Here is a 26,406-nt window from a genome sequence, read left to right on the forward strand (position 1 = left end):
CTCCTTTTCTTATTTTATAGTTTTTAAATGGCTTTAAATTGAGGCTTTAACCTCCACGGTATTACTTGATAGGCTCAACCACTAAGGAAATGTTTTCTTTACAAACAATAGCGGCTTCGCTACCCGCTTGGATAATAGAGCCATCGCTTAACGCCGTCCATGTTGTGCCTTGATACTCAACTCTACCTGCTTGTGTACCTGGACCTATTTGTTCAAGCACACGTACTTTTTTACCATAAATATCGACCTCTTCATAAATATTTTCAATAATCGTTTCACCAGCAAAAAATCGCTCAGTAATAAAGTAAACTAAAATCAGTAAAAATGTTGCGAGGACGAACCAAGTGGTGAGGGTTAATACCCAAGTATCAAGTATTTGTTGTTGTACGCCGATAGCGACAAGTAATGAGGCTATGCCTAAATTAAGTAAAATACCGCCTGGAACAAAAATTTCTAAACAGGCAAATAAAATAGCTAGGGCGATCCAAGTTTCAAAAAACAGTAAGTATTCCATTGCCACCTCTATGATGTATGTGCTGTTAATTTGACGTTAACAGAGATCTATTCAAAGTAGCAAGTGCGACATATTATGTCAAGTGATTCAGCTTGGTATTAAAGGCAATTATATGAAAGAAAGCTGGCGCTAGGGGTAATCTGATCAGGTAATACCAATTTCATTAAGTTTGTGATCTTGTTGTGCGCAGGAAAAATGGATAAATACAAGGCATAAAATTTAGTCAGTAGTTATTCACCTTATAAATTTTATAACGCTGTAGTTATTTATTTTAACCATTAAAAATGAGCAGGTAATTAATCAACTTGGTATAAGTCAGCATAATGTTAGCTAATGAGGTAGTAATGCCTTGAAAGACAGGATGTCTGAGAAAGGCCTGAACATCGTCACTCTTTCACATCGACGTATACGGACGTACTAATGCCGTGAGCCATGGATGGCTAGGAACGGCCATGTGATCGTGACACACCGTTCATCCTGAACATAAAAAAGCCAAACATTGATGTTTGGCTAGATTAAGTTAATTTAAATTTAGGGGGAACTAGAAGCTAGGTAGTAAGGCTTCAGGCATTAAATCGTTTAATTCACCTTCAGCAATAATCCCCGATGCATCAGCAATATCTGGCGCAAAGTATCTGTCTTTATCATAAAAGCTCACGACTTGGCGTAACATAGCTTTGGCTAGTTCAATATTTTTAGAACCTTTCAATGGCGCTCTAAAATCTAGACCTTGTGCAGCTGCAAGATATTCAACCGCTAACACACCGTTAGTGTTTTCTGCCATATCAGCCAAGCGACGACCGGCAAAAGCGGCCATAGATACGTGATCTTCTTGGTTAGCCGAAGTGGGTAAGCTATCAACTGAGGCCGGATGTGCTAACGATTTATTTTCTGAGGCTAAAGCAGCAGAGGTGACTTGTGCAATCATAAAACCAGAGTTTACCCCGCCATTATCAACTAAAAATGCGGGTAATTTACTGAGGTTTGCATCGATTAATAGCGCCATTCTACGTTCTGATATCGAACCAATTTCGGCAATGGCTAGCGCCAAATTATCTGCTGCCATGGCAACAGGCTCGGCATGGAAGTTACCAGCAGAAATAAAGTCACCTTCGTTGGCGAAAACTAACGGGTTATCTGTTACGCCGTTGGCTTCAACATGGAGCACTTCAGCGGCTTGGCGAATTTGTGTTAAACATGCACCCATCACCTGTGGCTGGCAACGCAGTGAATAAGGGTCTTGCACTTTTTCACAATCCACATGTGAAGAGCCTATGGCTGAACTGTCGTCTAATATGTGACGGTACGCACCAGCAGCATCAATTTGTCCACGTTGACCACGAATTTGATGTACGCGATCATCAAAGGGTGCGCGCGAACCCATGGCTGCTTCAACTGACATCGAGCCAATAACCACGCCGGCGGCAAATAAGTCTTCGGCGTGAAATAAGCCTTCTAATGAAAATGCGGTTGACGCTTGTGTACCATTAAGTAGGGCTAAACCTTCTTTCGCCGCTAAGGTCATTATTTCAAGGCCGGCTATTTTTAAGCCCTCAACCGCTGATATAACTTCATCATTATGTGACATTTCGCCTTCACCTAATAAGGGCAATACCATATGAGAAAGCGGCGCTAAATCACCAGAAGCACCGACAGAGCCCTTTTTAGGCACACATGGGTATACTTCGGCATTTAATAAGGTAATTAACGCTTGAATAACTTCTAAGCGAATACCTGAAAAACCACGTGATAAGGAGTTGATTTTCAATACCATCATTAAACGAACGGTGGCATCATCCATATACTCGCCAAAGCCAGCCGAGTGAGATAAGACGATTGAGCGCTGTAATAATTCTAATTGGTCATTTTTGATACGGGTACTGGCAAGTAAACCAAAGCCGGTATTAATACCGTAAACCACGCGATCTTCCATGATAACTTTTTGTACTGCTTCAGCGCTTTTATTGATACCTTCAAAGGCGCTTTCATCTAAGCTAAATTGTATACCTTCGTATTTAGTTACAGCGCGTAATTGTTTTAGTGTAAGCTGACCTGGAATAATATTTAATGTGTTCATTACTGACATGTTAATTGTCCTATCTTTAAATCTTTATGAATTCGATGAAAGAAGCACCACAATTATTGCTAATATAAGTGCAACTTTACCTTAAGCTAAACAACGTCCACTAGGCCTTGCCGTTAGCACCATCAATCATTGGCAGATCTAAGCCTTGCTCTTTTGCACAATCAATCGCGGTGTCGTAACCGGCATCGGCATGGCGCATAACACCGGTAGCAGGATCGTTCCATAATACTCGGCTAATGCGTTTTGCTGCGGCGTCGGTACCATCAGCGACAATAACCACACCAGAATGTTGACTAAAGCCCATACCTACACCACCACCATGATGTAAGCTAACCCAAGTGGCGCCGCCTGAAGTTGACAATAAGGCATTGAGTAGCGGCCAATCAGATACCGCGTCAGAGCCATCAAGCATGCTTTCAGTTTCACGGTTGGGTGAAGCAACTGAGCCCGAGTCTAAGTGATCGCGACCAATGACAACAGGTGCTGATAATTCGCCGGTTTTTACCATTTCGTTAAAAGCCAATGCTAAGCGCGCACGGTCTTTTAAGCCGGCCCAACAAATACGGGCTGGTAAACCTTGAAAGGCAATACGCTCACGCGCCATATCTAACCAGTTATGTAAGTGTGGGTTGTCTGGAATAAGCTCTTTGACTTTGGCGTCAGTTTTATAGATATCTTCTGGATCACCAGATAATGCTACCCAACGAAAAGGCCCAATGCCTTCACAAAATAGTGGTCTAACATAAGCGGGTACAAAGCCAGGAAAATTAAAGGCATTTTTCACTCCTTCTTCCAAGGCCATTTGACGAATGTTGTTACCGTAATCTGTGGTAGCAGCGCCAGCTGCTTGTAAATCAAGCATGGCTTGTACTTGCACAGCCATTGAATGTTTAGCGGCTTTTACAACGCCAGCTTCGTCTTCAAGACGCATTTTTTCCGCTTGCGCCATACTCCAGCCTTGCGGTAAATAACCGTTGAGCGGATCATGTGCTGAGGTTTGGTCTGTTACTATGTCGGGGATAACACCACGTTTGACCAATTCAGGGAAAATATCAGCGGTATTACCTAATAAACCAACAGAAATCGCTTCGCCTTTTGTCGTAGCGTCATTGATCATCGCTAATGCGTCATCTAACGAGGTGGCTTTTTTATCCACATAGCGAGTTTTTAGACGAAAATCGATACGAGATTCATCACATTCAACCACTAACGCAGAAAAGCCCGCCATAGTTGCTGCAAGTGGTTGAGCTCCGCCCATACCACCTAAACCACCGGTAAGTACCCATTTACCTTTAGCGTTACCAGCAAAGTGCTGTTTTGCCATGGCGACAAAAGTTTCATAAGTGCCTTGCACTATGCCTTGCGAGCCAATATAAATCCATGAACCAGCAGTCATTTGGCCGTACATCATTAAACCTTGTTTATCTAACTCGTTAAAGTGCTCCCAGTTTGCCCAGTGCGGCACTAAATTTGAGTTAGCTATTAATACCCGTGGCGCATCAGCGTGAGTTTTAAAAACGCCAACGGGTTTACCTGATTGCACCATCAAAGTTTCGTCATCTTCTAGGCGATCCAATGTTTCTACAATTTTGTCGTAACATGCCCAATTACGTGCAGCGCGACCGATACCACCATAAACGACTAATGACTGTGGGTGTTCGGCAACTTCTTCATCTAAATTATTCATTAGCATGCGTTTTGCCGCTTCAGTTAACCAGCTTTTTGCGGTGATTTTACTGCCACGTGCGGCACGAATTTTACGGCTAGTGTCAATTCTATTATTTATTGTCATGGTGGACCTCTAAAGATGTAAATTGTTGGCTAAAAAGAGAATTTCTCGATTCAAAATGCTTAAACTAAAAAATTAAATGACTGCCTAACCGGTATTTATTACCCGGTGAGGTTAAGGTAGCTAAACTCACCACACCTTGGCTTGACCAGGTGCGACGTTTAACCTGCAAACAAGGGGTAATATCACTAATGGCTAATAACTGGCTAATATTTTCACTGGCTAATACGGCCTCAACCTGATGTGTTGCTTCGGTTAATGGTGCTTCGGATGATAAATATGCGTGTGGTGTTATTTGGGTAAAGTCTTGTTCAAGATAATTAGCCACTAGTTTGGGATTAACAAATCGTTGTTCTAATTGTATGGGTACATTATTTTCAAAATGCAGCACACTTGAGTAATAGGCGCTATCACCGGCTTTCAGGGCTAATAAAATCGCTACTTCCTCGTTGACCTCAACCGCTTTTAAGGCCAGTTGTTGAGCATGATATTGATGACCACGATCATGTATTTCATCAGCAATATTACGAATTTCTAATAATGAGGACTGTGACTTAAAGTTTGCAACAAAAGTGCCTGAGCCCTGAGAACGCACCAATAAACCCTGTTCGGTAAGTTCTTGTAAAGCACGACGGGCGGTCATTCTACTGACTGAAAACTGCTCGGTAAGCTCATTTTCTGAAGGCACTTTACTGTGTTCAAGCCACTGACCAGATTCTATTTTTTCACAGATGTGCTGTTTGATAACACGGTACTTTGCGGTTTTTACTTGTGTCATTGTCATACCTAATACGAGATAATGTGCAGAGTAAACTCTTACTTGTATATACAATCTCACTTTTTCTCTACAACGTCAAGAGTTGTATATACAACTCTTGATTGTTAATTTGCTATCAGTTAAAGTAAAATTATAAATAAACGCTAAGCTTCGTTAGGTCATATTCATATGCTATAAGCCATGGCATTTTGAAAAGTAAGCTAAAAATAACGTTAAGGTTAGCGGCAAATAAGCAATTTGGAGTTTTTATGTCGACGAAAACACAACACTGGCAAACCCTTTGGACTGATGTCAATTTAGCCACTATGACCGATGGAGCAAAAACTTACGCTGTGATTAAAAATGGTGCTATAGCGATTGCGAATGGCAAAATTGCTTGGTTGGGAATGACAGCCGAACTACCCGATTTTGACACGGCTAGGGTAAAGGTCATTAATGGCAAGGGCGCTTGGTTGACGCCAGGCTTTATCGATTGTCATAGCCATATTGTTTATGGTGGCAATCGTGCGAATGAATTTGAAATGCGCCTTGAGGGTAAGGGTTATGAAGAAATTGCCAAGGCTGGCGGTGGTATTATTTCAACGGTTAAAGCAACCCGTGCCGCTAGTGAAGATGAGCTATTTAACAGTGCACTAAAACGCTTAACGGTTTTGCATCAAGAAGGTGTTACTAGCATTGAAATTAAATCGGGTTATGGCTTAGACACCGATACTGAAATTAAAATGCTCAATGTCGCTAGTAAATTAGGGCAAACATTACCGGTTACTGTACAAAGAACCTTTTTAGGTGCGCATGCGCTGCCTGTTGAGTACCAAGGTCGTGCAGATGAGTATATCGATTTGGTCTGTAAAGAAATGATACCGATAATTGCACAAAGCAAATTGGCTGATGCGGTGGATGTGTTTTGTGAAGGGATTGGTTTTAATTTAGCGCAAACCGAAAAAGTGTTTGCGGCAGCCAAGGCGCATAATCTACCGATAAAAGTGCATGCCGAGCAGTTGTCTAATCTTGGTGGTACTGAGTTAGCAGCAAAATACCAAGCGCTATCTGCTGATCATATTGAATTTTTAGACGAGGCAGGTATCGCGGCAATGAAAGCGGCCGATATGACCGCGGTATTGTTACCGGGTGCATTTTACTTCTTACGTGAAACCCAGTTACCCCCGATTGAACTATTACGTAAATACGGCGTGAGTATCGCTATTGCTACCGATGTAAATCCAGGTTCGTCGCCAATTAATTCACTGCAGCTTATGCTCAATATGGCTTGTACATTCTTTAGGTTAACGCCGGTAGAAGCGCTTGCGGGTGTGACCTGTCACGGCGCTAAAGCCCTAGGGCTGTCGAAGCATAAAGGGCAATTAGCGGTGGGTTATGATGCCGATATTGCTTGTTGGGATATTAATCAGCCGGCTGAACTATGTTATCAGTTTGGTGTTAATCCGCTAACCCACCTAATGAAGGCGGGGGAGATGGTGATTTAGCCTAGGGTGAGTTAACTTGAAGTGAAACGGGCAACTAGAACAGCTAGTGATTACTCAGTCTTAGTCAATGTAACTGGCATTCAAATAGAGTGTAGTCATGCGGTAAGGCGGCAGCTGGCTTGGCAGATATAATACCAAATTAATCTGCTCATTTTTAATGGTTAAAATAAAAAACTACGGCGTTATAAAATTTATAAGGTGAATAACTACTGACTAAATTTTATGCCTTGTATTTCTCCATTTTTTCTTATGAAAAAAGTGACCACTTAATTAATCAAATTGATATAACCATCATTAATGCTTTGCTCAGCTTAACAAGCAGAATTGTTCTGTCATTAGTCGGCTAGCATATTAATATAGTTGCCATCGACAAAATATTGATGGCGATGTTGATGGTGATGGATGGGGGATTTGCCCAAAGGCAGCGCTATCATAAAGGTAAATCAGCAAGTGTTGCCATACGGTTTAAGTATGGCAAGCAGCACTATGAAAGCTCTTCATTTGCTTAAACTAGATTAAGCCAGCCTTAACTAGTCAATATCCAAGGGGTCAGGCGATAAAATAACACCGGTATTATCAGCATAGATATGATCGTCAGGTAAAAATGTTACGCCGGCAAAGTTTATTGCCAAGTCGCTTTCACCAATATTGCTGGTGCTGGCACCAACGGGTATTGACAATAAACCTTGAATGCCAATATTAACATCCTCTAAAGCGTCAACGTCTCGCACGCTACCAAAACAAATAATGCCTTCCCAATTATTTTTCGCTGCTTGCTCAGCAATATTAATATTAATCAGTGCACGACGTGTTGAGCCACCGCCGTCAATAACCAAGACTTTGCCGGTACCGTCAGTGTTAGCAATATCGGCAATTAAGCCATTACTTTCGAAGCACTTTACCGTTACAACTTTACCGCCAAACGAGCTTCTGCCGCCATAATTACTAAATAACGGCTCAAGTACATCGATTAAATCAGTGTAAATATCGCAGAGCTCTGAGGTGTTGTATTCCATAGTAAGTTTTTCCTAATCGCATTTCTTGTTAACTAGTATAACGGTTGAATACACAGGCACAACCGCTAAGCTGCTATAGTTATTAAATAAATATAGCGGAAGCAGAGATAAAATACATTATTTAATTGCCGGTATTATCTTTCAATAAGGGGTATATTTATCGCCGTTGGGGGATTTTCAGAGCTAGGCTTTTCTTTATAAACTATCATAGCGCTGCAAATATAGCGGTCGTGTTGGGTCTTGGTAAATAGCTTTTAGCAAAAGCTGTCGAGACTTAATAACAATTGCCGTTATTACGTCATATAGCTGGTGATGCTGTTCTTAGCACTCATGTTATAAAGGAGGAGGGGGGTTACTCAGTAGCTAAAGTGTAAATGGCTTTAGCTAAAACCATTAAATCTAAAATAAATGACACTTTAGAGCTTGTAATACCAGTTCCATTAAGTTTGTGATCTTGTTGTGCGCAGGAAAAATAACTCAAGGTAAGGCGCTCGATTGAGCAATAGCTGGCTATCGGAAGTGAGATCAACACAGCCTTGAGCTATTTTAACTAGTACAAGTGAGCAATAACTTAATGGGATTGGTATAATACCAAGTTGATTAATTATCTGCTCATTTTTAATGGTTAAAATAAAAACTACGGCGTTATAAAATTTATAAGGTGAATAACTACTGACTAAACTTTATGTCTTGTATTTCTTCATTTTTTCTTATGAAAAAGGTGACCACTTAATTAATCAAATTGGTATAACATATTTTGTATAACTGCCCATTTTAAATAAAATCCTTTAAATGTTTAAAGCCCTACCTCATTCTTTTCTCATTGTTATCTCCCTGCAAAAAATAACAAAATATTTCACAGGGAAAAGAGAAAGAGGACTGCAGGAGGAAACACTAACAACATAAAATGCTTTTATGCTGCTAGTTGCTATTAAAGCATTTAAGAGGCATTACTTAACTTCTTTAATTTCTATCGATGCTTCTCGGCTATTTACCGCTGTGCCTGTACTTTGTAGGTAATTTTGCCAACGCTGTTGATATTCCGCGCCTAGTGTTTTTAAGTAATCACTATCATAAATATTGCTGTGTTCATCATCAAAAATAAATCGGTAGCCATGTTTGCCGACCGATTCAATTTTTAGCAGCCGTACCTGCTTTTTATGATAAACCTTTGGCGCTGAACCTGCTACTTGACCTTTGTCGGTGGTTGGAGCAAACACACGTAAATATTCGAAGCTTAAATCAATATCTTCGAGCTCAGCCTTATCAAAAGAAACTAACAAGCTTGCTGCAGTACTATTGATGACAAAGCGGTTGATCTTACTCATGTTGTACTCCTAACCCTATTCTATCTATTATAAAATAAAGCGACTTAGATCTTCATCTTTAATCAGATCAGATAAAATATTAGCAACAAAGTCAGCATTAATCAGAATACTTTCACCGGCTCGATCATTGGCGGTAAACGAAAGCTCTTCGATCAGGCGTTCCATCATAGTATGTAAACGGCGCGCGCCAATATTTTCAGTGCTTTCGTTAACTTGCCACGCGGCATTAGCAATCGCTTGAATACCATCTTCACTAAATGAAATATGTACGCCTTCCGTTGCTAACAAAGCAATATATTGCTCAGTTAAAGAGGCATTAGGCTCGGTCAGTATCCGCACAAAGTCTTCAGTGGTGAGTGGCTTTAACTCAACACGAATCGGTAGACGACCTTGTAATTCTGGAATTAAATCAGACGGCTTTGACATTTGAAAAGCACCCGAGGCAATAAATAGGATATGGTCAGTTTTAACCATGCCGTGTTTAGTGCTAACGGTAGAACCTTCAATTAACGGCAGCAAGTCTCGTTGTACACCTTCTCTTGATACGTCAGGGCCTGAGCTTTCGCCGCGCTTACAAATTTTGTCTATTTCATCAATAAAGACAATACCGTTTTGTTCAACTGCGTATAGCGCTTTTTCTTTGATGTCGTCTTGATTAACTATTTTCGCTGCTTCTTCTTCCTGCAACGCTTTGAAAGCATCTTTAATTTTCAGTTTACGTTTGTTGGTTTTCTCACTCGACATGCTTTGGAACATGTTTTGTAATTGTGAAGTCATGTCTTCCATGCCAGGAGGCGCCATAATTTCAACGCCAACTTGCGGTGCCGCTAAGTCGAGTTCAATCTCTTTATCGTTGAGTTTACCTTCGCGTAATTTTTTACGAAAAGCTTGGCGAGTCGCACTATTCTCTGATGGCTCGTCATTGCCTGAACCATCACGAGCTGGCGGTAATAATACATCTAGAATTCGTTCTTCAGCAGCTTCTTCGGCCAAGTGCTTTACACGTGCCATTTCCTGCTCTTTAGTCATCTTAATCGCCATGTCAGCAAGATCGCGAATAATTGTTTCGACTTCTTTACCGACATAACCTACTTCGGTGAATTTAGTTGCTTCTACTTTAATGAAGGGCGCATTGGCTAGCTTCGCTAAGCGTCGGGCTATTTCTGTTTTACCAACACCTGTTGGGCCAATCATCAGAATGTTTTTAGGCGTAACTTCATCGCGCAACTCTTCATTAAGTTGCATTCTACGCCAGCGGTTTCTTAGTGCTATGGCAACCGCACGTTTGGCATCGCTTTGACCAACGATGTGGCTATCGAGTTCGTGAACTATCTCACGTGGTGTCATATTCGACATATTAATTCCTTACAAATTGGCGGTTAGAGTTCATCAATCACGTGTTGTTGATTGGTAAATACACAAATGTCACCAGCAATTTTTAATGATTTTTCAACAATTTCTTTGGCAGAAAGGTCGGTGTTTTCAAGTAATGCCGTGGCGGCTGATTGGGCAAAGTTGCCTCCACTGCCAATAGCAATGAGATCATGCTCTGCTTGGATAACATCACCATTACCGGTAATGATCAGCGAGGCTGTTTCATCGGCAACGGCTAATAAAGCTTCTAGTTTGCGCAGCGCACGATCACTGCGCCAATCTTTTGCTAATTCAACGGCCGCTTTAGTTAAGTGACCTTGATGCATTTCTAGCTTGCTTTCAAAACGTTCAAACAGAGTAAATGCATCAGCTGTGCCGCCGGCAAAACCTGCAAGTACTTTGCCATTATATAAACGGCGCACTTTGCGTGCATTACCCTTCATTACAGTGTTGCCAAGGGAAACTTGACCATCACCACCAATGGCAACTTTGCCATTACGTCGGACAGAAACAATAGTAGTCACAATTAACCTCTTCCATATTGCCAACTGAGATAGTCGGCTTGTCTAATGTAGATGAGATAAGGGGTAGCTGAAGCTTTTTCAAGGGAGTGGCGATGAATAATAGTAAACGGGCATTTTTAAGAAGTTTTAAGCTATTAGCTTTAAGCTATTAGTTAAAGGCAACAGCGGTCAGTTTACAATAATAGAGGGCCGTTAAAGGCAAGAGTAGTTGGTTTTAAATTGGCGCTATAAATGCTGACCTGCAGGTGCTTACTACGCCTAGATCATGAAGTCAGATCTGAGGCAAGTAAGATATTTTTGCCGGTAAAGGGCATTTGATGTCGGCCAATCTTTAAGGCTCAATTAATCCCAACCCCAAATTTTACAAGCGTGGATGGCGTTGTTTTTTAATTTATGTTTGTCTTTTTCTGCCTGACGTTTTTTATCGTAAGGGCCTAAATAAACTTTATACCAAGTTGACGAGCTACCAACAGATTTGCCCACTTGTGCTTCCAGGCCGGTGAAGGCTATTTTTGCCTTTAATGACTCAGCTTGTTTACGAGTTCTAAACGAACCACATTGCATTTTATAGGGGCCTTTGTTCTTAACTTCGTACTGACCTACTTCAACTTGTTTACTTTTTAGGTCATCAACGTAAGTCCACTTTTCTTTTGGTAGTTCAGGTAGCTTGGTAGCTTTCTTTGTCTTGACTACTTTAGCAGCAGGCTCTGGTGCAACAACGGCTGCAGGCTGCTTGTCTTTAATACTCCACAGTAGGTAGCCAAAGCTCGGTAAAGCGATCACTAAAAAAATAGTAATTAATTTTACTTTCAATGAGATACCTTGAGCTGGTTCGACATTTTTTTTATATGGGCTTTGTTTTTTATTTTTTACTCGAGAGCGGGAAACGTAATCTTGATGTGCCATGAAAAACTTTATACTAGAAAACTTTCGTCAATTCTAACCAACTACTAAAGAAATATCACCCATTGAGTTTATTAATTGCATAAAACCCAGCCTAGGCTGAGCATGAGTAGAGATTAAGGGACGTTTAAAGACAAGTTTTTAGCGGTCAGCTGTCAGTAAGTTAAAGGCGTTTTAAGATCGGTTTGGCTGTGCTTTTTCTTCTGCATTCTTTCTGCCTGTGAAATAGGGCTTTATTTTTACAGGGAGGAAACAAGGAGAAAAGCATGAGTAGAGATTAAGGCACGTTTAAAGACAAGTTTTTAGCGGTCAGCTGTCAGTAAGTTAAAGACGTTTTAAGGTTTGTTTGGCTGTGCTTTTTCTTCTGCATTCCTTCTGCCTGTGAAATAGGGCTTTATTTTTATAGGGAGGAAAGAAGGAGAAAAACATGAGTAGAGATTAAGGCACGTTTAAAGACAAGTTTTTAGCGGTCAGCTGTCAGTAAGTTAAAGACGCTGTACGCTTGGTTTTGCCTTACTTTTCCTTATTTTGCCTTCTGTTGTTCTCCTGATTCTCTTTCTGTGAAATAGGGTTGTAGGGTGTGCTTTTTGCACCATTAATTACCAGCTTAAGTCTACTGGGTCGATATCAATTGACCATCTAACTTTTGATAGCCATTCATTTGTGGCGCTATGGTGAATTAGTTTAAATACTGCTTGATGCAGCTGCTTTCGAGATTTGGCTTGTAAAATTAAGTGGAATCTAAACTTACCAGCCTTTTTTTCCATTGCCGCTGGTACGGGCCCAGCAAACTGGCAACCTGCAAAGGGGATCTCGGTCATAGCGCGTAAAAATTTCTCGGGATAAGACGGGTAGTTAGCATCAGCTCTAAACAACGCTTGAAAACTAAAGGGCGGTAATAGGGCTTGCTGGCGTTCAATAAGTGCCTGTTTAGCAAAGTGTTGATAGCCATTTTGCACTAAGTCTTGCAGTAATGGGTGCTCAGGGAACTTACTTTGTACCATCACTTTACCGGGCTTACTTGCCCGACCGGCTCGGCCTGACACTTGCACTAAAAGCTGTGCCATATGTTCAGCCGCACGAAAGTCATAGCTAAATAAAGCCCCGTCAACATCAAGTACAGCGACTAAGGTGACATCAGGAAAGTGATGGCCTTTTGCCAGCATTTGCGTGCCAATCAAGAGTTGATGTTCTTTATTGCTTACCTCGGTTAATAACCTGGCTAATGCACCTTTTTTACGTGTGCTGTCTCGGTCAATTCGCACGGTAGAGTAATCAGGAAACAAGGCGCCGATTTTTTCTTCTAATTGCTCAGTGCCTTGTCCTAAGGATTTAATGCGCACACTGCCACAACTTGGGCATTGTGGTGGAATGCGCTTTTGGTGGCCGCAATGATGGCAAATCAGCAATCCTTGGCCTTGATGTAAAGTATAAGGCTTGTTACAACGTTGGCAGTCGGCAACCCAATGACATTCTTGGCAGTTAATCGCCGGCGCATAACCCCGGCGATTGAGAAAAATTAAGGCTTGCTCGCCACGGGCTAAGGTGTTTTTTATCGCTTGTTTTAAGGTGCCCGAAAGGCCATGTTCCATTTGTTGTTGTGCGACATCTATTAAGCTGATTTTTGCTGTTGAGGCATTACCGGCACGTTTACGCAATTGGTGGTAATAATACTTTCCAGTTAAGGCATTTTGCAGCGATTCAAAACTGGGTGTGGCAGTGCCCAGTATAATAGGAATATTAAGTTGCCTAGCTCTTAGTATGGCAATATCGCGGGCATGATAGCGAAAACTATCTTGTTGTTTAAATGAAGCATCGTGCTCTTCATCAACAATGATCATACCTAAATCATTTAGCGGAGTAAAAATAGCCGAACGAGTACCAATAACAATAGCCGCGGTTCCTCGCTGTGCTTCTAACCAGGTTTGTAAGCGCTCTTTGTCGTTCAAACCTGAGTGATGCAAACTTATCGGTACATTAAAGCGTTGTTCGAAGCGACTTAAGGTTTGTGGTGTTAGGCCAATTTCAGGTACTAAGACTAACACCTGTTTATTGCTGGCTAATATTTGCTCCATGGCCTGCAAATAAACCTCGGTTTTACCACTACCGGTTATACCATCGACTAAGTGACATGAAAACTGCGCTTGTAGCTCTTTCACTGTGGCGACAATTAGCGCTTGTTCGGTTGATAGTTCTAGCCGGTTATCTTGCTGTAATGCTTGCTCTTGCCATTGAAATAACGCTACCGCACGGGTTTTGCTATAAATGAATTGTTTTTTCTCCAGCGCATTAAGCTGTGCTTTATTAAAACCAAGGGTTAGTAACTCTGACCACGTCATGCCTTGATGCTGGTTAAGCATAGTTAGCAACTCAGCTTGTTTGGCTGAGCGTTTGGCCGTAATCGTTTGCTCATCTGCGCTTAAATCTGCTTTGGTTAACCAAATTTGTGGCAATTCAACATCAGGTTGTTTTATTTGTCGTAATAAAACTGGCAAGGCTTGTTGGAACACATCACCAATGGGGTGATGATAGTAATCGCTACAACGTTGAATAAAATGCAACAGTTGTGGAGGAAAACTGAAGTTGTCATCAACCCGGCTGAGCACTGATTTTAATTTTTTAGGCGCATATTCAGTGCTTTCATCTATCGACAAAACAATCCCCACTACTTGGCGAGAGCCAAAAGGCACAATAACCCGTTCACCTAACTGCACGGCTTTAGTATTTAGCTCACCAGAGAGTTTGTAAGTAAACAATTGGCGCATAGGAACGGGTATTGCCACTTGCAGGTATATGTCTGTTGAAGTTATTGCCAAAAATACGGTCATATAGAAATAAAATGTTATGCACATTCTACTGCTTAATGACGTAATGCCAAGCGAGAAAATTAAGCTAAGGGTATTTTTATGAAATTAAGCCATCAATTGCTCAATTTTTTAGCAATTTTTATTGCCATGGGAGGAACGATACTATAACATTCGCCTCCATTATTTTTAACTCGTATGGTGCTTGGCAGCAATAATGACTGACCGAGTGGCGATGCGGCCTTAACAGAGGTTTCCCATGAAAGACGGTATCCATCCAAATTATACAGAGTTCAAGGCAACTTGTTCTTGTGGCAACATTATTACAACGCGTTCAACGGTAAGTAAAGACATACATCTTGACGTGTGTTCAGAATGTCACCCATTCTACACTGGCAAGCAAAAATCTGCTGAGACCGGTGGTCGTGTTGATAAATTCAACAAGCGTTTTGGTGCTATTAGCAAGAAGTAATTCTGCTAACATACCAGTAGAGAAAAGCACCTTAGGTGCTTTTTTTTTGTCAAAATTAACGCATTGCCAATATTAATTTAAAACATTTTCTCCTCTTAAAACCGCCCTGTGCTTAATGCTTTTTCAAAATAACTACGTTGACTTTTTTAACGGTAAATTAGCATTAGGTTGCTCAGCATGACGACATCAAGTGATGAATGCAATGGCGATGCTAAATGCTCTACAAAACCTAAACAACGGTTTAGCTCAGGTTTTTTAATAGCAAAGTTAGCGGTTAAAATATCGTAAGTAGTGTTTTATTTTTCGAGTTTATCATAAGCATTTTTAAAGCCTTTTATTGTCTAAAATAGTGAAATATTTCTTTTTATTATTATTTTGCTTACAGGGAAATTCTGCTATATTTGCTGTCTTTATTTTCGAATAATTTTATAACGTTTATTGCGCGGATATGCTCGCTAATAAACAGAGATTATCGCCAAGCATTTAAGGTGTGATATGGCCGATCGCAAGCCAACCAAGTTTAGTAAAAACAATCAGTTTGCTCGAGACAAGCAAATTGATGAGTTAAAAGTTCCACCACATTCATTAGAAGCAGAGCAATCAGTGCTAGGTGGTTTATTGCTAGATAACGAAACTTGGGACCGCGTAAGCGAACGAGTCGTTGCACAAGACTTCTACAGTAGATCACATCGCATTACCTTTGAAACAATTGGTCGGTTAATTGAGTTAGGTGAGCCGGTTGATTTAATCACCCTATCGGAAGCGCTTGAAAACGATCAAAAGCTTGATGATGTCGGTGGTTTTGTTTACCTCGCTGAAATGATGAAAAACACGCCAAGTGCGGCCAATATCACCGCCTATGCGGTTATCGTTCGTGAACGTGCGGTAACGCGTGAAATGATCAGTGTTGCCAATGAAATTGCAGAAGCAGGTTATGATCCACAGGGGCGTAGTAGTGCCGATTTACTCGATTTTGCCGAAACTAAGGTTTTTGCGATTGCCGAGCAACGCGCTAATAAATCTGAAGGCCCAGAAAATATCAATTCAGTATTAGAAAAAACCGTTGACCGTATTGAAAAGCTTTGTGCGTCACCGACTAACGGTGTTACTGGCGTTTCAAGTGGTTTTACTGATTTAGATAAAATGACTGCAGGTTTTCAAAAATCTGATCTAATCATTGTCGCTGGCCGTCCGTCTATGGGTAAAACGACCTTTGCCATGAACTTGGCTGAACATGCTGCGATGACCGAAGATAAACCGGCGCTAATTTTCAGTTTAGAAATGCCGTCCGAGCAACTGATGATGCGTATGCTCGCTTCGCTTGGCCGTATTGATCAAACTAAGATTCGTACCGGTCAATTAGAAGATGAAGATTGGGCACGGTTATCATCAACCATGGGTTTGTTAATTGAAAAAGGTAAAATGTTTATTGATGATGCAGCGGGGTTAACACCGACAGACGTACGCTCGCGAGCACGACGTATTGCCCGAGATCATGGCGGTATTAGTATGATCATGATCGATTACCTGCAATTGATGCGTGCGCCACAATTTTCTGATAACAGAACCTTGGAAATTGCTGAAATATCTCGTTCATTAAAAGCCTTGGCAAAAGAATTAGAAGTGCCAGTGGTGGCGCTATCTCAGCTTAACCGTGGCTTGGAACAACGTTCTGATAAACGACCAATAAACTCAGATTTACGTGAATCAGGCTCCATTGAGCAAGATGCTGACTTAATCATGTTTATTTATCGTGATGAGGTTTATCACGATGATTCTGAATACAAAGGTATGGCTGAAATTATTATTGGTAAGCAGCGTAATGGCCCTATTGGTCGAGTACCATTGACCTTCCAAGGGCAATTTTCCCGCTTCGACAACTATGCCGGCCCGCACGTACTAGGCGAAGATTAAGCGCCCATGACATTGCACACAGCCACAGCGACTATTGATTTACATGCGCTAAGTCATAATTATCAGCTCATTCAATCACTATCGCCTGAGGCTAAAATTTTAGCGGTACTTAAGGCGAATAGCTATGGCCATGGTTTAGAACTTATTGCTAAAGCATTGCCCAATGCCGATGCTTTTGGTGTCGCGCGTATTGATGAAGCGCTTGCGCTTAGAGCGGCTGGTATTGTAAAACCTATTGTATTGCTTGAAGGTTTTTTTGCTAAAGAAGATATTGATACGCTGGCGGCGAATAACTTAGAAACCATAGTGCATAACGAGCAACAACTGGCTGCTATTTTGGATGCTAAGCTGGAGACTGCGCTAAAAGTTTGGCTGAAAATCGACACTGGCATGCATAGGTTGGGTATTAATCCTGAGCAACTAGCACACTTTTATCAAGCGTTAAGCCAATCCAAAAATGTCCAACAGTCGATAGTGCTGATGAGCCACTTAGGTTGTGCGGATGAAAAAGACAACTTAGCTACAACGAAACAAATTGCCTTGTTTGATGAACTTACTGCTGATTTATACCTTGAGAAAAGTTTGGCTAATTCAGCTGGTGTTTTACTTTGGCCGAAAAGTCATTATCAATGGATCAGACCCGGCCTGTTACTTTATGGTGTTTCACCACTGCTGGCAGATAGTGCCATTAAAGGCATTGCGCCAGTGATGACTTTGCAATCGAGTTTGATATCCGTACGTGAAATCGCTGCAGGAGAAGCGGTTGGCTATGGTGGCGCTTGGGTGAGTGAAAGTAACACTATTATAGGTGTAGTGGCCATTGGCTATGGTGATGGTTATCCCCGCCATGCGCCCAATGGTACGCCAGTGTTAATTAATGGTCGACGTGTGCCGCTTATTGGTCGGGTAACGATGGATATGATTACGGTGGATTTAGGCGCTCAAAGCCAGGATAGTATTGGTGATATTGCCACCTTATGGGGCAAAGGTTTAGCGGTTGAAGAAGTCGCTGAATTTGCCACAACTATTCCTTACGAACTCTTGTGTAATATAACCCGTCGCGTGCATATTCAGCTCGCAGAGTAACAATCAACAATTAACATTCAATCTTAAAAATTAATAAAAAGTCGCTAGGCCACGATAGTAAAGTTGCTCTACATTATACTTTAAAATTAAACGGTTATAAATTGTCCATTTTATTTTTGCTGTTAGCAGAGAACATAGCTACCAAACCATCTAGATGATTTGGTAGCTAGATAAAAGCGCTAGTTACTTGGCGGCTTTTTCCCAAGCAAATGGTTTAAAGGCTTCATCGACAGCGGTGCCAGCAATGTGATTGGTATAATTACTGATCACTTTTTGTGATAAACCTAAAATTATTTCCAATAATTGTTGCTCACCGTAACCAGCAGCATAGAATGCCGCTAATTCTTCATCAGCAACATTACCTCGATTACGAACAATAACTAAGGTCATATCAAGTAAAGCTTGCAGTTTAGCAGTAGGCATTGGTTGTTCATCACGTAATGCTTGCGTCAAGTCAGCGTCTACTTTCATTGAGTGTGCAATACCGGTATGAGCGGGCACACAGTATGTACAGCCGTGCTCAACATTGATGCCTTGCCATACAACGGTCAGTTCTTCGGGGTTAAATGAAGAGTTAACAAAAAGCTCGTGCAACGTTTGGTATGCATCTAATAAACCGGGTGATGTAGCTAACACGCCATGCAGGTTCGGTAACATACCGTATGCATTGACTGATTTCTCTAAAAGTGGTTTGCTTGCTTGTGGTGCTGATTCAATGGTGTGAGTAGTTAATGTAGTCATATCAAATTTCCTTTATAAAAACAGGGTGCAACAACATATTACTGTCGCAACAAACTTATTGTTATTTAATAGTTAAAAAATTAACCAACCGGCTAAAAAAAAATTAACATACCGGTCGGTAAGTAATTGGTTGTTATTGTACCGATCGGTAACCTTAAGTCAACAGCCATTCATATAAATAATTTATTCTTATAGAGTATCTATCAAAATAATGTTAATTAAACAATAAAATCATAGGATTATAAATTTACCTGGTGTTCGATATTGATTGATAGCGGCGAGGTTAAATAAGGTAATGAAGTATAGGTTCGTTTATATTTAAGCTGAATATGGACAGATGTATATCAATGGGGGAGCATGCACTAGCTTAATTTTTTCTTAAAACAGCTAGTGGTGCAGTAAAGCTATTGCAATGTTGGGCTTGGTATGGCGTGGCTTTTACCGGTACTAAATACACCAGTTAACATAGTATCAATAACAAATTCAAGCTCTGTTGGTGGTACTTTTGAGCGCGCCATTGCTGCGGTGCCCTTTAGTGCTGTGTATAAACTTAAGGCGTTACCGGCTGAATTTTCATTTAGGCCTAATGAGATGGCTTCTTTATCAGTAGAAAATAGTTTGGCCAATAAAGCTTTGGGCGCAGCTTCTATTTCAATAAGTAATTTTGTCGCTTCTGCTGGAATATCACCACCAGCCACTTCTGATTGACACAGTACCAGGTAACAACCTTTTGGTTGCTCAGTGCTACATTGCATACCTACGATTGACATCATATAGTTTTTTAAACGCGTTTTTAGTGGTATGTCTGCTGCGTATAAAGCGCCAAGGTGGGCTTTCATATTATTGTCTATATAGTGTTGAGTCGCTTTAATAAATAAACTTTCTTTATTACCAAACGCGCTATACATACTGGGTTTGTTAATATTCATGCTCTTTGTTAAATCAGCTAAAGAAGCGCCGACAAAACCTTTTGCCCAAAACACTTCCATTGCTGCTTGCAATGCAGTTTGCTCATTAAATTTGCGTTTGCGACCACTAACCACAACAATATCCGTTTATTCTGTTTGAATTTTCATATTGTACCAAAAGGTATTTTTAAGTTCAATCGATCAAACAGCTATCAAAAAACACTTAGAAAACTATTATTTGAATCTAAGCATCATATATACCCGTTCCACTTCAAGATGCAGTTTCAGCGTTAAGCTAGGAAATCAGATCAAGGCGCGATACGAAGATAATGGTTATTCCCTTATCAAGTAGTGCAACGCTGGACTGGTTTTCTAGCTTAGCTCCCTACGGGCAAGCCGATAAAGGGTCATCTCCTGCGTTATGGATTTCGACAATATTCCCACATGGATGTGGGTTATTAGAGCAACGCAGGAGCAGTTGCCAAGAATAATTATTCTCTTCAATCCATGCCTGGTACCTAACCCTTTCTCGACTTGCTGAAACCTGCACCTTGAAGTGGAGCGGGTATAAATAGCCATACTTTACATTTTTTAACAACAAAAGCTTAGTGCTTAGCTAAGCAATATGGCACGACATTATTCGCCACTAACGGTTAGTATTAAGGTTCTTGAGCTGCTATGAACACGGTGTTCGCCAAGATAAATACCTTGCCAAAGGCCTAAGTTCATTTGGCCATTTTTTAATGGAATACTTACACTACTGCCTAATATACTCGCTTTAATATGGGCTGGCATATCATCTGGGCCTTCATAGGTATGACGATAATAAGGGGCATTTTCTGGGACGAATTGATTAAAGTGTCGCTCCATATCATCACGCACTGTTGAGTCAGCATTTTCATTAATCGTCAATGATGCTGAAGAGTGCTGGATGAAAATGTGTAACAAGCCAAAGCGTACGGGAGAGAACTCAGCAAGTGCTTGCTCAATATCTTTTGTGATCAAGTGAAAACCACGTTGATAAGATTGTAGTGTTAACTCTACTTGTTGCCACATAAGGCTTCTCCGAGGATAATTTTAATTAAAGTATTATACCAATTTGATTAATTAAGTGAGCTACTTTTTCATGAGAAAAAACGGATAAATACAAGGCATAAAATTTAGTCAGTAGCTATTCACCTTATGAATTTTATAACGCACTAATTATTCATTTTAACCATTAAAAATGAGCAGGTAATTAATCAACTTGGTATTATAGTGTAGTGTATAGGTTTTATACGTTGAGGTGTATGTTATGACATGAATATACCTCGTTAGAGTCGTGTCTTAAAATGCAGCTTTGTTGTCGTTAATGGTTGTCGTCTTAGATGAGATATAACCTTTAGCAGCACAAATGCAGAATGAAAAAACCATACTCGCTGCAAGTATTTGTTAACCCAAGAGATTAATTGCCGGTTAAACAGTTGACGGACTGAAGTTTGACCTACAAAAAACTACCCAACGCCATATGCTCTCCCATAGGCGCTACGCTTAATGCAAGTTAATCTAGGTTAGGGTTGGACTTAAGTCCATTAAGTTAAATGAATTTTAACCTTCATCGGCACAAGTGCTGAATGACAATACAATAAACCTGTACCGACTTGGGGTGTGCCTAGAACAAATAATCTGTGCTTGCATGCAGGTCTTTAGTTTTGTCTGGAACATAAAAAAGCCCCGTATTAACGAGGCTAAATACTGTTATTTAGACCTACTATTTGTTGAAGCTAAATTCAATATACGCATTACCGTATTCAGAGGTCAGCGGCATGATAATGACCGGTCCGTCAGCCTTGTGATGAATAGTGTGGTCAATACCAGAAACGACAATAGGCGTTGCCATGTCAAACTCAATACCTTTCTCACTTAGCATGCGCTTTGCACCACCAGTCACCATATTGGTAATTTCACCAACTAAGTCAGTAATTTCATCATTGATTACATCCGGGCCTTCACCGACCATTTTTTTCATAGTGGCAAGTGCTAGCTTAGTTTCAAAGGTAATAGATAAAGAACCTTTAGTTTGTTGGCCCACCATACCAATTAACCCTGAAACATCACCTTTTGCTATTTCATTTTTTTTTAAACGAGGTTTTTCAGGTGTTAATTTCATGTGCGCCATGGTTGACATAACGTTAAGCATTGAAGAGAGGAAAGGGTTAATGAAGTCTACATTCATGAATGTGTCCAAAGGCTTTTATTTTAATCTAGTGAATTGATTTTGCAGATTTATCGCAAAACTTAAATCTAACTATACTAATCATTAATTGCGATATGATTCATAGTAACTGATCTTTTGAAAGTTAGGCTACCTTTTATCGTTTTACTGTAAAAATTAACTGTATTGACCTGTTTTAGATAGTGCTCAGTTAGCAAGCTGTTCATTATTTTTAGCCCAAGTAAAGTGTGTGGGAACATAGCTTCTTGATAAATAAAAATATTACCTTTATTGCTCTCAAAACCGATCCAGTTCAGTGCTATTGCTTGGCCTTGATAATTAAGCTGAAAATGTGCTTCAACATATTGGCGAACAATATTTTCATAATTAGGATGAGCAATTGAAAAGTGAATTTGCTTTGCGTCGGCAATTGCATTTTCTATGTCATGAGCAGTTATCTGATGAATAACCTCAATTGACTGAGTACGCTCATTTAACGTTAAATCTGTCATGCTAAAAAAATAGCGGTGGGCAACCGCATTAGCGGCTAGCCCACACAATAGCAAAACAAAAACGCGTTTAGCTAGGTTTAACAACATTTTTATTGTTCAACCTCTGCCTTTTTTTCTGTATCTTTTTCATCAGTACTTTTTAATTCAACGTTGTAGTCACGCATCATGTCTTTTTTCTTACGTTTGTATAAATCAAAGCGAGACTTAATTGGACGTGCTGGCCAGTAGTTGTTACTAACATCAACATCAGCTGTTTCCCAATTAGGGTCAATCGCAATACCGGTTATTTCTTGGTCACGAATAAATAATTTAGATACTTTTTTGCTGTCACGACGCCAAATTTCAGCCGGTAATGTGACCCGTTCAACGCTGTTATCAGCATAGGTAAGATCTAAAATAATCGGCATAACTAAGCCACCTTTATTTTCAAAATCAACAATGTAGAAGTTTCTTTCGTCAAGTAGTAGGTCTTTTTGCCATTGTTCTAATTTTTTATGGCTTTTGTTATATTTATTACGTGCTTTATTGGTAGCGGTAAACTTGTCATGTTCGTTGTAAAAATCTAATAATTCAGGCTTATCATCCGTGCGAAGCCACTGGCCATTATTACGGACTTTACTAATAAAATCAGGTTGTTCATTGTATAGCGCTCGCTCCCAAGCTTCTTCTGTATCTGGGTTTTGGCTATTTGGGCGGTACAAGTGAATGTTACCTAAAGCAATATCAACATGATCTGTAGTGTAGAACCAACCACGCCAGAACCAGTCTAAATCAATACCTGAGGCATCTTCCATGGTACGGAAAAAGTCAGCAGGGGTCGGGCGTTTAAACTTCCAACGTTGGGCATACTCTTTAAAGGCAAAATCAAATAATTCACGACCCATAATAGTTTCACGTAAAATGTTTAATGCTGTTGCTGGTTTACCGTAAGCGTTGTTACCAAATTGCAATATTGACTCTGAGTTAGTCATGATGGGCACTTGGTTATCACTTTTCATGTAACTGATCATATTAGCGGCATTACCACGGCGAGAAGGATAGCCTTCTTCCCATGCTTGCTCAGCAACAAATTGTAGGAAAGTGTTTAAGCCTTCATCCATCCAAGTCCACTGACGTTCGTCAGAGTTAACAATCATGGGGAAATAGTTATGACCCACTTCATGAATAATAACGCCAATTAGGCCATATTTAGTCTTGCGAGAATAAGTTTTTTCACCCGTTTTTTTATCTAACGTTGGGCGTGGGCCATTAAAAGTGATCATGGGATATTCCATGCCACCAACCGGACCATTTACCGAGATAGAAACAGGATATGGGTAAGCAAAGGTATATTTATTATATTGTTCCATCGTATGGATAATGGCTTCAGTAGAGTACTTTTCCCATAATGGATTACCTTCATTAGGGTAGTAAGACATCGCCATAGTGTCGGTTTTACCCCCTTGATAGCCTTGTGCGTCCCAAATAAACTTACGACTTGAGGCAAAAGCAAAATCACGAACGTTTTTCGCTTCAAACTGCCAAGTTTTGGTTTTAGTTGCACGAGACTTTTCATTTGCTAAGGCTTCATCAGGTGTAATAACTAAAACCGGCTTATTGGCTTTTTTCGCTTTGGCTAAACGATTACGCTGAGTTTTTGTTAAGACCTCTTTCGGATTTTGCAAGACACCGGTTGCTGCAACAACGTGATCAGCAGGAACAGTAATGCTAACGTCATAATCACCAAATTCTAAAGCAAATTCACCGCTACCGATAAACTGCTTATTCTGCCAACCCATTACGTCATAATAGGCTGCTGCACGCGGGAACCAGCTAGCTACTTCGTAAAGGTAGTTATCATCCTCTTTAAAGTATTCGTAACCTGAGCGGCCACCGAGTACTTTTTGCTCATGTAATTGGTAATTCCAATTAATGTTTAACGCTACACTATCACCGGACTTAAGTACTTTTGGCAGGTCGATGCGCATCATGGTGCCATTAATGACATAACTTAAAGCTTTGCCGTTTGAACCAGTAACCTGAGTAATATCATAACCACCCTGAAACTCGTCTGTTGCAATGGCATTGCGGAAACTGCTGTAAGTCACCTTTTTCTTTGGCGCGGTTTGGGTTGTTTTTGCCCCCGAATTTTCTGCTAATTTATTTTGGTCTAATTGCAACCATAAGTAGCGCAGGGTATCAGGAGAGTTGTTGGTATAATCAATCGTTTCACTGCCTGATAACGTTTGTTTTTCATCATCGAGTGTAATGTTAATTTTGTAATCAACCTCTTGCTGCCAATACTGATGGCCCGGTGCACCAGACGCGGTACGGTAAGTGTTGGGCGTTGGTAAATTCTCTTCCAGTTGACGAAATTTATCGTCACTAATACTATTTTTTGCTAAGGCGTGGCCACTAGCAGCAATACAAAGACAAAGTAAGGCTGATTTAATTGAATATTTCATGATTCCCCTGATGACTGTAAATCGAGTAATTTTTTAATAACCCCGTTTTATAACATTTTTTTAACCATTAGGTCAGGCCGGCGCAGTGAAATATGCGATAAATTGCACAATAAATAGGTTAAGTTGTTGCTATTGAATGTTTATCATGGCGGAACCCATTAAGTACTAAGGAGTAACACTGTCGTTCTGCTCAATGCTTTCTGGCAGCTGTCTACATTATGGTATCTAATATTAATAGCCTTTTTCCCACTTAACTCTCTATTGGATTTTAGTTATGCGAAGACTTTTAGCATCTATAGCGCTAAGTCGATGGTATAAATTTTAGAGATGTTGCTGATATTAATGGCTATGTTAACCTTGAGCCGGTCAATGGATAATGCATCAAGGCTTGTTATTAACTCATGCTAGTAAATATGAAGCGATAGCAGTAACCGGTTAATAGACGATGCTTTTTTAAGCAGAATGAACTTGTTTACTTGCTATGTGGCATGCAGGATAAATTATCTTATAATTTTGTAATCTATAGTAAAAATAGGCTTGTTAAGTTCCACTGGTTTTTTGTAGTAGTAAGGTATGTAAAACCAGTGTTTTATTCATTTATATTCAACCATATTTACCGATATTAAACCGAGTTACGTATAAAAAAGGATTTTTATGTTTTCAAAATTTCTAAAATCAGTGCTAATTTTTAATCGTTCAGAAAATAAAGCGCCAAACTTTATCCTCGTCTATCTGTTAATCACTTGCTTGGCACAATCAAATTTTTATTACTTTTTTTGTCAGTCATGGCGATTTTAGTGAACGATTAAATGCTGCATTAGTTGAAAATTTTCATCAATATGTGGTGGTACTTTTTTTTACCGTGTTATTTTTTATCCTTCGTTTGTCGATGCTTTACTTGCTTAATAAAACCGATCAATTTATTGAAGCAGATGAACCAATTAAAATTAAAGTAGGCAGTGACCAAATCGTTAAAGAAAATAAAGATGTTGTTCGCTTATTAGCGTTGTTGACAGAAAACAAAGCGCAATTAGCTAAAGTAAAAGCTCGTGAGGCTTTAGCGCAGGCGGATAAAACCAAGATAATAAGTAATACCAATCCCATTAAGTTATTGCTCACTTGTACTAGTTAAAATAGCTCAAGGCTGTGTTGCTCTCACTCCCAATAGCCAGCTATTGCTCAATCGAGCGCCTTACCTTGAGTTATTTTTCCTGCGCACAACAAGATCACAAACTTAATGGAACTGGTATAACATGTTGGCTGCGCAAGCCGGGTTAGATCTAGCGTTGGCTGATATCGCTATATTGGGTCAGTCTAATGAAGAATTAAGGGCTAAACTTAATGAGTATTTAGTGGTTTAAGGGATAGATTTATAATTAATGATTAACAAAATTAAATTATTTAACTTTGTCTTATTAGTTGAATCTAAGGTTATATTTAAACAAAAAATGGAAATTATTAGCATTGTCAGTGCCATAGCTAAATATTATTTCTTTTGTTTAGCATAGCTAAAGCCTCTATAATTGGTCAATATT

The 26,406-nt window shown here is 40.1% G+C and carries 21 protein-coding genes; 5 read left to right on the forward strand and 16 right to left on the reverse strand.

What is annotated here, in order from left to right; translation table 11 throughout:
- Positions 1 to 61 precede the first annotated feature (61 nt).
- The 4 genes from ESZ39_RS05890 to hutC form a co-directional block, all read right to left on the reverse strand.
- Positions 62 to 514: an NfeD family protein gene (locus tag ESZ39_RS05890; RefSeq protein ID WP_146878949.1), complete on the reverse strand. Its 453-nt coding sequence runs from the start codon at positions 512 to 514 to the stop codon at positions 62 to 64.
- 541 nt (positions 515 to 1,055) lie between these two features.
- Positions 1,056 to 2,591: a histidine ammonia-lyase gene (hutH, locus tag ESZ39_RS05895; RefSeq protein WP_146879039.1), complete on the reverse strand. Its 1,536-nt coding sequence runs from the start codon at positions 2,589 to 2,591 to the stop codon at positions 1,056 to 1,058.
- Positions 2,592 to 2,700: 109 nt separating this feature from the next.
- Complete coding sequence (gene hutU, locus ESZ39_RS05900; RefSeq protein WP_223270267.1) at positions 2,701 to 4,386, reverse strand: urocanate hydratase; 1,686 nt, start codon at positions 4,384 to 4,386, stop codon at positions 2,701 to 2,703.
- A gap of 70 nt (positions 4,387 to 4,456) precedes the next feature.
- Positions 4,457 to 5,167 carry a histidine utilization repressor gene (gene hutC, locus ESZ39_RS05905; protein ID WP_146878953.1) on the reverse strand — a complete coding sequence of 237 codons (711 nt, stop codon included), beginning with the start codon at positions 5,165 to 5,167 and terminating at the stop codon, positions 4,457 to 4,459.
- 248 nt (positions 5,168 to 5,415) lie between these two features.
- Here hutC and hutI point away from each other — a divergent pair, with 248 nt between their 5' ends.
- Entirely contained in the window at positions 5,416 to 6,651 is a 1,236-nt protein-coding gene (hutI, locus tag ESZ39_RS05910) for an imidazolonepropionase (RefSeq protein ID WP_146878955.1), read from the forward strand.
- 530 nt (positions 6,652 to 7,181) lie between these two features.
- On the opposite strand, the gene rraA is transcribed toward hutI, so the two are convergent.
- The 6 genes from rraA to priA form a co-directional block, all read right to left on the reverse strand.
- A complete protein-coding gene (gene rraA, locus ESZ39_RS05915) occupies positions 7,182 to 7,667 on the reverse strand; it encodes a ribonuclease E activity regulator RraA (protein WP_146878957.1) in 486 nt (161 codons plus the stop codon).
- A gap of 950 nt (positions 7,668 to 8,617) precedes the next feature.
- Positions 8,618 to 8,995: a gamma-butyrobetaine hydroxylase-like domain-containing protein gene (locus ESZ39_RS05920; protein WP_146878959.1), complete on the reverse strand. Its 378-nt coding sequence runs from the start codon at positions 8,993 to 8,995 to the stop codon at positions 8,618 to 8,620.
- A 27-nt stretch (positions 8,996 to 9,022) separates the two neighbouring features.
- A complete protein-coding gene (gene hslU, locus ESZ39_RS05925; RefSeq protein WP_146878960.1) occupies positions 9,023 to 10,351 on the reverse strand; it encodes an ATP-dependent protease ATPase subunit HslU in 1,329 nt (442 codons plus the stop codon).
- A 23-nt stretch (positions 10,352 to 10,374) separates the two neighbouring features.
- The gene (gene hslV, locus ESZ39_RS05930; RefSeq protein ID WP_146878962.1) at positions 10,375 to 10,893 is read right to left on the reverse strand and encodes an ATP-dependent protease subunit HslV; all 519 of its coding nucleotides are present in this window, start codon (positions 10,891 to 10,893) and stop codon (positions 10,375 to 10,377) included.
- 342 nt (positions 10,894 to 11,235) lie between these two features.
- Positions 11,236 to 11,706 (reverse strand): SPOR domain-containing protein, encoded by a 471-nt coding sequence (locus tag ESZ39_RS05935; RefSeq protein WP_223270261.1) that lies wholly within the window; start codon positions 11,704 to 11,706, stop codon positions 11,236 to 11,238.
- A gap of 689 nt (positions 11,707 to 12,395) precedes the next feature.
- The gene (priA, locus tag ESZ39_RS05940) at positions 12,396 to 14,648 is read right to left on the reverse strand and encodes a primosomal protein N' (RefSeq protein WP_223270262.1); all 2,253 of its coding nucleotides are present in this window, start codon (positions 14,646 to 14,648) and stop codon (positions 12,396 to 12,398) included.
- Positions 14,649 to 14,859: 211 nt separating this feature from the next.
- Here priA and rpmE point away from each other — a divergent pair, with 211 nt between their 5' ends.
- From rpmE to alr, 3 genes are all read left to right on the forward strand, one after another.
- Positions 14,860 to 15,072 carry a 50S ribosomal protein L31 gene (rpmE, locus tag ESZ39_RS05945; protein WP_146878965.1) on the forward strand — a complete coding sequence of 71 codons (213 nt, stop codon included), beginning with the start codon at positions 14,860 to 14,862 and terminating at the stop codon, positions 15,070 to 15,072.
- A gap of 495 nt (positions 15,073 to 15,567) precedes the next feature.
- Positions 15,568 to 16,986: a replicative DNA helicase gene (dnaB, locus tag ESZ39_RS05950; RefSeq protein WP_146878967.1), complete on the forward strand. Its 1,419-nt coding sequence runs from the start codon at positions 15,568 to 15,570 to the stop codon at positions 16,984 to 16,986.
- A 12-nt stretch (positions 16,987 to 16,998) separates the two neighbouring features.
- Positions 16,999 to 18,072 carry an alanine racemase gene (alr, locus tag ESZ39_RS05955; RefSeq protein WP_191321714.1) on the forward strand — a complete coding sequence of 358 codons (1,074 nt, stop codon included), beginning with the start codon at positions 16,999 to 17,001 and terminating at the stop codon, positions 18,070 to 18,072.
- A 183-nt stretch (positions 18,073 to 18,255) separates the two neighbouring features.
- Here alr and ESZ39_RS05960 read toward each other — a convergent pair whose 3' ends face one another.
- The 6 genes from ESZ39_RS05960 to ESZ39_RS05985 form a co-directional block, all read right to left on the reverse strand.
- Positions 18,256 to 18,813, reverse strand: a complete 558-nt coding sequence (locus tag ESZ39_RS05960) for a carboxymuconolactone decarboxylase family protein (protein WP_146878971.1) — start codon at positions 18,811 to 18,813, stop codon at positions 18,256 to 18,258.
- A gap of 404 nt (positions 18,814 to 19,217) precedes the next feature.
- The gene (locus tag ESZ39_RS05965) at positions 19,218 to 19,856 is read right to left on the reverse strand and encodes a TetR/AcrR family transcriptional regulator (protein ID WP_146878973.1); all 639 of its coding nucleotides are present in this window, start codon (positions 19,854 to 19,856) and stop codon (positions 19,218 to 19,220) included.
- A gap of 501 nt (positions 19,857 to 20,357) precedes the next feature.
- Entirely contained in the window at positions 20,358 to 20,777 is a 420-nt protein-coding gene (locus tag ESZ39_RS05970; RefSeq protein ID WP_146878975.1) for a secondary thiamine-phosphate synthase enzyme YjbQ, read from the reverse strand.
- Positions 20,778 to 21,471: 694 nt separating this feature from the next.
- Entirely contained in the window at positions 21,472 to 21,936 is a 465-nt protein-coding gene (locus ESZ39_RS05975; protein ID WP_146878977.1) for a chemotaxis protein CheX, read from the reverse strand.
- A gap of 77 nt (positions 21,937 to 22,013) precedes the next feature.
- Positions 22,014 to 22,514 carry a DUF6702 family protein gene (locus ESZ39_RS05980; protein WP_146878979.1) on the reverse strand — a complete coding sequence of 167 codons (501 nt, stop codon included), beginning with the start codon at positions 22,512 to 22,514 and terminating at the stop codon, positions 22,014 to 22,016.
- A 2-nt stretch (positions 22,515 to 22,516) separates the two neighbouring features.
- Positions 22,517 to 24,871, reverse strand: a complete 2,355-nt coding sequence (locus ESZ39_RS05985; protein WP_146878981.1) for a M1 family metallopeptidase — start codon at positions 24,869 to 24,871, stop codon at positions 22,517 to 22,519.
- Between the two features lie 862 nt (positions 24,872 to 25,733).
- On the opposite strand from ESZ39_RS05985, the gene ESZ39_RS05990 reads away from it, so the two are divergent.
- The gene (locus ESZ39_RS05990) at positions 25,734 to 26,003 is read left to right on the forward strand and encodes a DUF4398 domain-containing protein (RefSeq protein WP_146878983.1); all 270 of its coding nucleotides are present in this window, start codon (positions 25,734 to 25,736) and stop codon (positions 26,001 to 26,003) included.
- Positions 26,004 to 26,406 lie beyond the last annotated feature (403 nt).

Origin of the sequence: Colwellia sp. C1TZA3 (assembly GCF_007954265.1) — a bacterium.
Lineage (GTDB): Bacteria > Pseudomonadota > Gammaproteobacteria > Enterobacterales > Alteromonadaceae > Cognaticolwellia.